The sequence below is a fragment of the Bradyrhizobium sp. genome (assembly GCF_049798375.1).
Classification (GTDB): domain Bacteria; phylum Pseudomonadota; class Alphaproteobacteria; order Rhizobiales; family Xanthobacteraceae; genus Bradyrhizobium.
The window spans coordinates 1-7,300 of the sequence record NZ_JBARGP010000176.1; the positions used below are offsets into that span (position 1 = coordinate 1).

Consider the following 7,300-nt stretch of genomic DNA (forward strand, 5'->3'; position numbering starts at 1 on the left):
AGCGCGCCGAGACGCTGTCCGGCGGCGAGCAGCAGATGCTGGCGATCGGGCGCGCGCTGATGACGCGGCCGCGCCTCTTGATGCTGGACGAGCCGTCGCAGGGCATCATGCCAAAACTGGTCGACGAAATCTTCCAGGCGGTCAAGCGCATCCGCGACGCCGGCATGACCGTGCTGATCGTCGAGCAGCGCATGGCTGAGTGCCTGGAGATCGCCGACCGGGCCTACGTCCTGCAGACCGGGCGCGTGCTGATGAACGGCAAGGCCAGCGAGATCGCCGTCAATCAGGACGTACGGAAGGCGTATCTGGGGCTGTAGTGCGCTCGCGTGGAAGGATGTCGTAGGTGGGCAAAGGCGCGGAGCGCCGTGCCCACCGATTAGCTCCGCGGCCATGAATGGTGGGCACGCTTCGCTTTGCCCACCCTACAAAGTACGATCTGGCGCGCTCAGCTAGCCGTGCTCGTGCGCGTCCGGCAGCGTCAAACCGAACGTCTTCACCAGGTCCGCGACCTGCGCCGGCGAGAGATAGCGCGGGTCCAGGCCGCGCAACAGCAGATAGAGCTTCGCCGTCTCCTCCAACTCCTCCATCGCGAACACAGCGGCTTCCAGGGTGTCGCCGGCGACGACCGGGCCGTGATTGGCGAGCAGCACCGAGGCGTATTTGCCGGCGAGCCCCTTGATCGCGTCGGCTACGGCGGGATCGCCGGGCCGATAGTAGGGCAGCAGCGCGGTCTGGCCGCAGCGCATCAAATAATATGGCGTCATCGGCGGCAGCGCCGCGCGCGGGTCGATCTCGGGCAGCATCGACAATGCGACGGAATGGGTGGAGTGCAGATGCACCACTGCGCGCGCCTGGCCGCGGGTCTGGTACAGCGCGGTGTGCAACGGCACCTCCTTGGTCGGGGCATCGCCCGAGACCAATTTGCCGTTGGCATCGAGCCGCGACAATCGGCCCGGATCGAGGAAGCCGAGCGAGGCATTGGTCGGCGTTACCAGCCAGCCGCCGTCGTCGAGCCGCACGCTGATATTGCCCGAGGAGCCCGGCGTCAGCCCGCGCTCGAACAGTGAGCGGCCGAACCGGCAGATCGCCTCGCGTATCGCTGTTTCCGCCATGTTATCAAGTCCTTGCCAGCAACTCTTTTTGCCTTGTCTCATGCTTTGGCTATCCGGCCAAGCCGTGATACCGAGGGTGCGAGCCGGAGCAACCGGCAGCGACTCAGAAACGTGCCGAGGAACCGTCCGATGTCGTCATCTGCCGCATTGAAAGTCGCCGTGATCGGGCTGGGCTCGATGGGGTTCGGCATGGCCACCTCGCTGCGCCGGGCCGGTTTCGCAGTGACCGGCTGCGATGTCTCGGCTGACGCCGTGGCGCGATTCGTCAAGGAAGGCGGCACGGGCGCCAAGAGCCCGGCCGAGGCGGCCAAGAATGCCGACATCGTAGTCAGCGTGGTCGTCAATGCTGCCCAGACCGAGGCCATCCTGTTCGGCACCGGCGGCGTCGCCGAGACCCTGCCGAAGGATGCCGTGTTCATCTCGTCCGCCACCATGGATCCGGATGTCGCCCGCAAGCTGGCAAAACAGCTCGAGGCGACGGGGCGGCATTATCTCGATGCGCCAATCTCCGGCGGCGCGCAGCGCGCGGCGCAGGGCGAGCTGACTATTCTCGCCTCCGGCAGCGCCGCGGCATTCACCAAGGCGCGGCCGGCGCTGGATGCGATGGCCGCCAAGCTCTACGAGCTCGGCGATGCGGCAGGCCAGGGCGCTGCGTTCAAGATGATCAACCAGCTGTTGGCCGGCGTGCACATCGCGGCGGCCTGCGAGGCCATCACGTTCGCCGCCAAGCAGGGGCTCGACATCAACAAGGTCTATGAGGTGATCACGGCCTCGGCCGGCAATTCCTGGATGTTCGAGAACCGTATGCCGCACGTGCTCGACGGCGACTACACGCCGCGCAGCGCAATCGAGATCTTCGTGAAGGACCTCGGCATCATCCAGGACATGGCGCGCACGGCGCGCTTCCCGGTGCCGGTCTCCGCCGCCGCGCTGCAGATGTTCCTGATGACATCGGCCGCCGGCATGGGCCGCGACGACGATGCCTCGGTGGCGCGGATGTATGCGCAGGTGACCGGCACAAAGCTGCCGGGCGACACCAAATAACAGCATCATAGCGAGTTCACGTCATGCCCCGGTTCGCCGCCAATCTCTCCATGATGTTCACCGAGCATCCGTTCCTCGACCGCTTTGCCGCGGCTGCGAAGGCCGGCTTCACCGCGGTGGAATTTTTGTTTCCCTATGACTATCCGTCGGAGGAAATCGGCAAGCGCCTGCGCGACGCCGGCTTGACGCAGGCGCTGTTCAACCTGCCGCCGGGCGACTGGGCTGCCGGCGAGAAGGGCTTTGCGGCACTGCCGGCACGTTTCGACGATCTCAAGGCGAGCCTTGCGACGGCGCTGCCTTATGCGCAGGCGACCGGCGTCGGGCGTGTGCATTTGATGGCCGGGATTGCCCAGCGCAGCGATGCCAAGGCGGTTGAGGCGTTCTATAAGTCCGTCGCCTATGCCGCGGAGTTCTTTGCGCCGCACGGGCTCGATGTCGTGCTGGAGCCGATCAATCCGCGCAACGTGCCCGGCTACTTCCTCAACGATTTCCACGTTGCGCGCGATCTGATCCGCGAGCTGAAGCTCCCGAATCTGAAGCTGCAGTTCGACATCTATCACTGCCAGATCATTCATGGCGATGTCACCATGCGGCTGCGCGAGATGATGGACATCATCGGCCACATCCAGATTGCCTCTGTCCCGTCGCGCAACGAGCCCGACGGCGAGGAGCTGAACTATCCGTTCCTGTTCGCCGAACTCGACCGGCTCGGCTATGCCGGCTTTGTTGGCTGCGAATACAATCCGCGTGGCCGCACCGAAGACGGCCTCGCCTGGTTTGATCAATACAAGGGAGCGAGGCCGTGACGCTTAAGCTCGGCTGCGTCGCCGATGACTATACCGGCGCCTCCGATCTTGCCAACACGCTGACGCGCGCCGGCCTGCGCACCGTACAGACCATCGGCGTGCCCAGCGATGATCTGGCGCTGCCCGAGGTAGATGCCGTCGTGGTCTCGCTGAAGAGCCGCTCGATCGAGGCCGCAAAAGCGGTCGCCTGGTCCCGCGACGCTGACGCCTGGCTGCGCGGCCGCGGCGCGGAGCACGTGCTGTTCAAGATCTGCTCGACCTTCGATTCCACTGACGCCGGCAATATCGGTCCGGTGATGGACGCGCTACGTGCCGACGCCGGCGACGCCATCGTGCTGGTGACGCCGGCCTTCCCGGAGACCGGCCGCACCGTCTATCAGGGTAATCTGTTCGTGGGCTCGGTGCCGCTCAACGAAAGCCCACTGAAGGATCATCCGCTCAACCCGATGCACGATGCCAATTTGGTGCGGGTGCTGGCACGCCAGAGCCAAACCAGGATCGGCCTTGTCAATCTCGCCACCGTCGCGCGAGGCGCGGAGGCGGTGCGCACGCGGCTCGCGCAGCTGGTGTCCGAGGGTATCGGCGCCGCCATCGTCGATGCGGTGTTCGATGCCGATCTCACCACCATCGGCGCCGCGGCGCTCGATCATCGTGTCTCGGTCGGCGCCTCCGGCATCGGGCTCGGGCTGGCGCGCGCGCTGGTCGGCTCCGGTCGGGTTGTATCGGCGCATGCGGACGCAGCTGCCATGGCGCGGGTCGGGGGGCCGGCCGCCTGCCTCGCGGGAAGCTGCTCACAGGCCACGCTGAGCCAGGTCGCGAATGCCGAGAAGATCATGCCGGTGTTGCATCTCGATCCCGAACGCGTGGTGGAGGGGCCGGACGAAGCCCGCCGTGCGCTTGGCTGGGCCACGGATCGCCTGGCCGATGGCCCGGTGCTGATCGCCTCCAGCGCCACGCCGGATGAGGTTCAAACGCTGCAGGCTCGCCACGGCCGCGAGGTTGCCGGTTACGCGATCGAGCAGGCGATGGCCGATATCGCCGAAGGCCTGGTGCTGGGAGGCGTCAAGCGGCTCGTCGTCGCCGGCGGCGAGACCTCCGGCGCCGTGGTCGATCGCCTGAAAATTCCCGGCTTCCTGGTCGGCGCCGAGATCGCTGCCGGCGTGCCCGTGCTGCGCACGGTCGGCACCCAAGCCGGCGACATGTTGCTTGCACTGAAATCGGGCAATTTCGGTGGCCCGCAGTTCTTTGCCGACGCGCTCAGGCTGATGCGCTGAACTGACCGTGGGGCCGACTGACCGACAAAGGCGGCCCGTGAGACATCCGTGTCGCGCAGCGGCTCCCGAGCTTTGGCGGTAGTATTACGGTCGGCCTTGTTAACGCGACTTGAGGAAGCCCGGCGCTTTATGCACGCATAACCATAAATCCAGTGTTCACCGGAGCGGGCGCGGCATTTCCCCGCGCCCCAAGGCCCGAGAGATGTTCATGTTTGCACAAATGTCGATCCGCGCGAAGATCATCACGGTCGTCGCCTTCCTGCTTGTTGTCATGACCGGCATGGGACTGCTCGCCGTGCGGAACATGCGGTCGATGAATGCCAACACGGTGGACATCACCAACAACTGGCTGCCCAGCGTCCGCGTGCTCGGCGAGCTGCGTGCCGGCGTCATCACCTACCGCAATGTGATCCGCGAGCACATGTTGGGCGAGACGTTGGATGAAAAGCTGGCGCAGGAGAAAACGGCCAAGCTGGTCTCCGACATGATCGCCAAGTCCCGCCAGGCCTACGAGTCGATGATTTCGTCCGCCGAAGAGCGCGCCCTGTATGACGAATGGTCCCGGAGCTTCACGGAATACAAGGCCGGCACCGAGAAGGTGATGGAGCTGTCGCGCCAGGCCGCCGGCCACTATCCGAAGGAGGCCCATGACCTCAACAGCAATACGGTCAACAAGATCGGGCTGAAGGCCGACGAGGTGCTCGCGAAGGATATCACGCTCAACAATGACGGTTCGGCCAAGGCGTCGAGCGACGCCGCGGATACCTATGCGTCGTCGTTCATGATGCTGGCCGTCATCCTCGGCATTTCCATGGTTGCGGGCGCCGCCATCAGCTTCTTCCTGGTCCAGGACATCTCCAGCGCCATCGGCTCCATCATCAAGCCGATGCAGGCGATCGGGCATGGCGACCTCGCCGCCGAAGTGCCGCACCGTGGCGCCAAGACCGAGATCGGCGCCATGGCCGATGCGCTGCAGGTGTTCAAGGAAGAACTGATCGCCAAGAAGGCCGCGGATGAGACCGCCGCCCGCGATGCCGAGGAGAAGATCGAGCGCGCCCGCCGCGTCGACGGCATCACCCGCAAATTCGAAGCGATGATCGGCGAGATCGTCAGCACGGTGTCCTCGGCGTCCTCGCAGCTCGAAGCTTCCGCGGGGACCTTGACCTCGACCGCATCGCGGTCGCGCGAGCTCGCGACCACCGTCGCCTCGGCTTCCGAAGAAGCCACCTCCAACGTCCAGTCGGTCGCATCGGCCACCGAGGAGCTGTCGTCGTCTGTCACCGAGATCAGCCGACAGGTGCAGGAGTCGGCGCGCATGGCGGGCGACGCGGTCGGCCAGGCCCGCTCGACCACCGATCGGGTCAGCGAGCTGTCGAAGGCCGCCACCCGTATCGGCGACGTCGTCGAGCTCATCAACACCATTGCAGGCCAGACCAATCTGCTCGCGCTCAACGCCACCATCGAGGCGGCGCGCGCCGGTGAAGCTGGCCGCGGTTTCGCGGTGGTTGCCTCCGAGGTGAAGGCGCTGGCCGAGCAGACTTCGAAGGCGACCGGCGAAATCGGCCAGCAGATCTCCGGCATTCAAGGGGCGACACAGGACTCGGTCAACGCCATCAAGGAAATCTCCGCGACCATCGAGCGGCTATCGGAGATTTCCTCTGCTATCGCTGCTGCGGTGGAGGAGCAGGGCGCCGCGACCCAGGAAATCTCCCGCAACGTCCAGCAGGCAGCGCAGGGCACCCAGCAGGTGTCCGCCAACATCGCCGATGTCGAGCGCGGCGCGACCGAGACCGGGTCGGCCTCCTCGCAGGTGCTGTCGGCAGCCAAGGCGCTGTCCGGCGACTCCAGCCGCCTGAAGCAGGAGGTCGGCAACTTCCTGAGCTCGGTACGCGCGGCGTAAGCTCCCCCCTTGCCGGATCGCCAATTGACGATCCGGTCACGAGATCTGCGACCCGGGTCCGCCGGGCCGCGCCGACGTTAAGGGCTGACGGTGCCACCGTGATCGCCCTACTTCACGGGTCGCCGTAGGAGCACAGCCACTGCGTCGACTATGCAATCGCATTGCGTCCGACTCCTTCGCCTGAGCGGCGTCGCGCGATATTGAGTCCGCCAAGTAGTCGATCTGCCGAAACGGAATATGAGCTATGCGAGCGTGCCGCGCGGTTGCGTTGCAGTAATGTGGATGTGACGGATGGTATTTGCCGTCCACTTGGCTATTTTCCGCGCTTTGCGGTAGATCATTGCGAATAATCGCGCATCTGGTCCGCCACCGGGACTTGGAACAACTCCATCCATGATTGCACTGGTCCGCATTGCCCTGAGCCGGCCGTACACCTTTGTTGTGCTCGCGCTCCTGCTCCTGATCGTCGGACCCTTGGCGGCACTGCGCACGCCGACCGACATCTTCCCCGACATCCGTATCCCCGTGATTGGCGTGGTCTGGCAGTATACCGGCCTGCCGCCGGACCAGATGTCCGGCCGCATCACCACGCCGTTCGAGCGGTCGCTGACCACGACCGTCAACGACATCGAGCACATTGTCGCCAATTCCTATAATGGCGTCAGCATCACCAAGATCTTCTTCCAGCCGGGCGTCGACATTCGCACCGCCAATGCCCAGGTCACGGCGATCGCGCAGACGCTGCTGAAGCAGATGCCGCCGGGGGCGACGCCGCCGCTGATCCTGAACTACTCGGCGTCGACCGTGCCGATCATCCAGGTCGCGCTATCGGGCGAAGGGCTGACCGAGCAGAACCTCGCCGACATCGGCATCAACCAGCTGCGCACGCCGCTGGTCACCGTGCCCGGCGTCGCGATCCCGTACCCGTTCGGCGGCAAGCAGCGCCAGGTCCAGATCGACCTCAATTCGACGGCGCTGCAGGCGCGTGGTCTGTCGGGGCAGGACGTCGCCAACGCGCTCGCCGCGCAGAACCTGATCACGCCGGTCGGCACCCAGAAGATCGGCAGTTTCGAATACACCATCAATCTGAACAACTCGCCGCTCAAGATGGAAGAGCTCGGCGACCTGCCGATCAAGCAGGTCAACGGCGCGATGGTCTATGTG

General features: G+C 65.3%; 7 protein-coding genes. 6 read left to right on the forward strand and 1 reads right to left on the reverse strand.

Annotated features, from left to right (window positions below):
* The coding region (locus WA702_RS07345) for an ATP-binding cassette domain-containing protein (protein WP_425109866.1) at positions 1–317 on the forward strand (317 nt) is incomplete at its 5' end.
* Positions 318–449: 132 nt separating this feature from the next.
* On the opposite strand, the gene WA702_RS07350 is transcribed toward WA702_RS07345, so the two are convergent.
* On the reverse strand, positions 450–1,112 hold the full coding sequence (locus WA702_RS07350) for an aldolase (protein WP_425109867.1): 663 nt from the start codon (positions 1,110–1,112) through the stop codon (positions 450–452).
* Between the two features lie 45 nt (positions 1,113–1,157).
* Here WA702_RS07350 and ltnD point away from each other — a divergent pair, with 45 nt between their 5' ends.
* The 5 genes from ltnD to WA702_RS07375 all read left to right on the forward strand — a co-directional run.
* Positions 1,158–2,156: an L-threonate dehydrogenase gene (ltnD, locus tag WA702_RS07355; protein ID WP_425109872.1), complete on the forward strand. Its 999-nt coding sequence runs from the start codon at positions 1,158–1,160 to the stop codon at positions 2,154–2,156.
* Positions 2,157–2,179: 23 nt separating this feature from the next.
* Positions 2,180–2,962, forward strand: coding sequence for a 2-oxo-tetronate isomerase (otnI, locus tag WA702_RS07360; RefSeq protein WP_425109868.1), 783 nt, complete (start codon positions 2,180–2,182; stop codon positions 2,960–2,962).
* Positions 2,959–4,236, forward strand: coding sequence for a 3-oxo-tetronate kinase (otnK, locus tag WA702_RS07365; RefSeq protein WP_425109869.1), 1,278 nt, complete (start codon positions 2,959–2,961; stop codon positions 4,234–4,236). Before otnI ends, otnK begins: the two co-directional genes overlap by 4 nt.
* 208 nt (positions 4,237–4,444) lie before the next feature.
* Complete coding sequence (locus WA702_RS07370; RefSeq protein WP_425109870.1) at positions 4,445–6,136, forward strand: methyl-accepting chemotaxis protein; 1,692 nt, start codon at positions 4,445–4,447, stop codon at positions 6,134–6,136.
* Positions 6,137–6,529: 393 nt separating this feature from the next.
* Positions 6,530–7,300, forward strand: a 771-nt coding sequence (locus tag WA702_RS07375; RefSeq protein ID WP_425109871.1) for an efflux RND transporter permease subunit, incomplete at its 3' end; no start/stop codon positions are given.

Excerpts from the sequence above, each read along its gene's own strand:
- WA702_RS07350 (WP_425109867.1), bottom strand. The coding sequence starts at position 1,112 with ATGGCGGAAACAGCGATACGCGAGGCGATCTGCCGGTTCGGCCGCTCA.
- otnI (WP_425109868.1), top strand. The coding sequence starts at position 2,180 with ATGCCCCGGTTCGCCGCCAATCTCTCCATGATGTTCACCGAGCATCCG.
- WA702_RS07370 (WP_425109870.1), top strand. The coding sequence starts at position 4,445 with ATGTTTGCACAAATGTCGATCCGCGCGAAGATCATCACGGTCGTCGCC.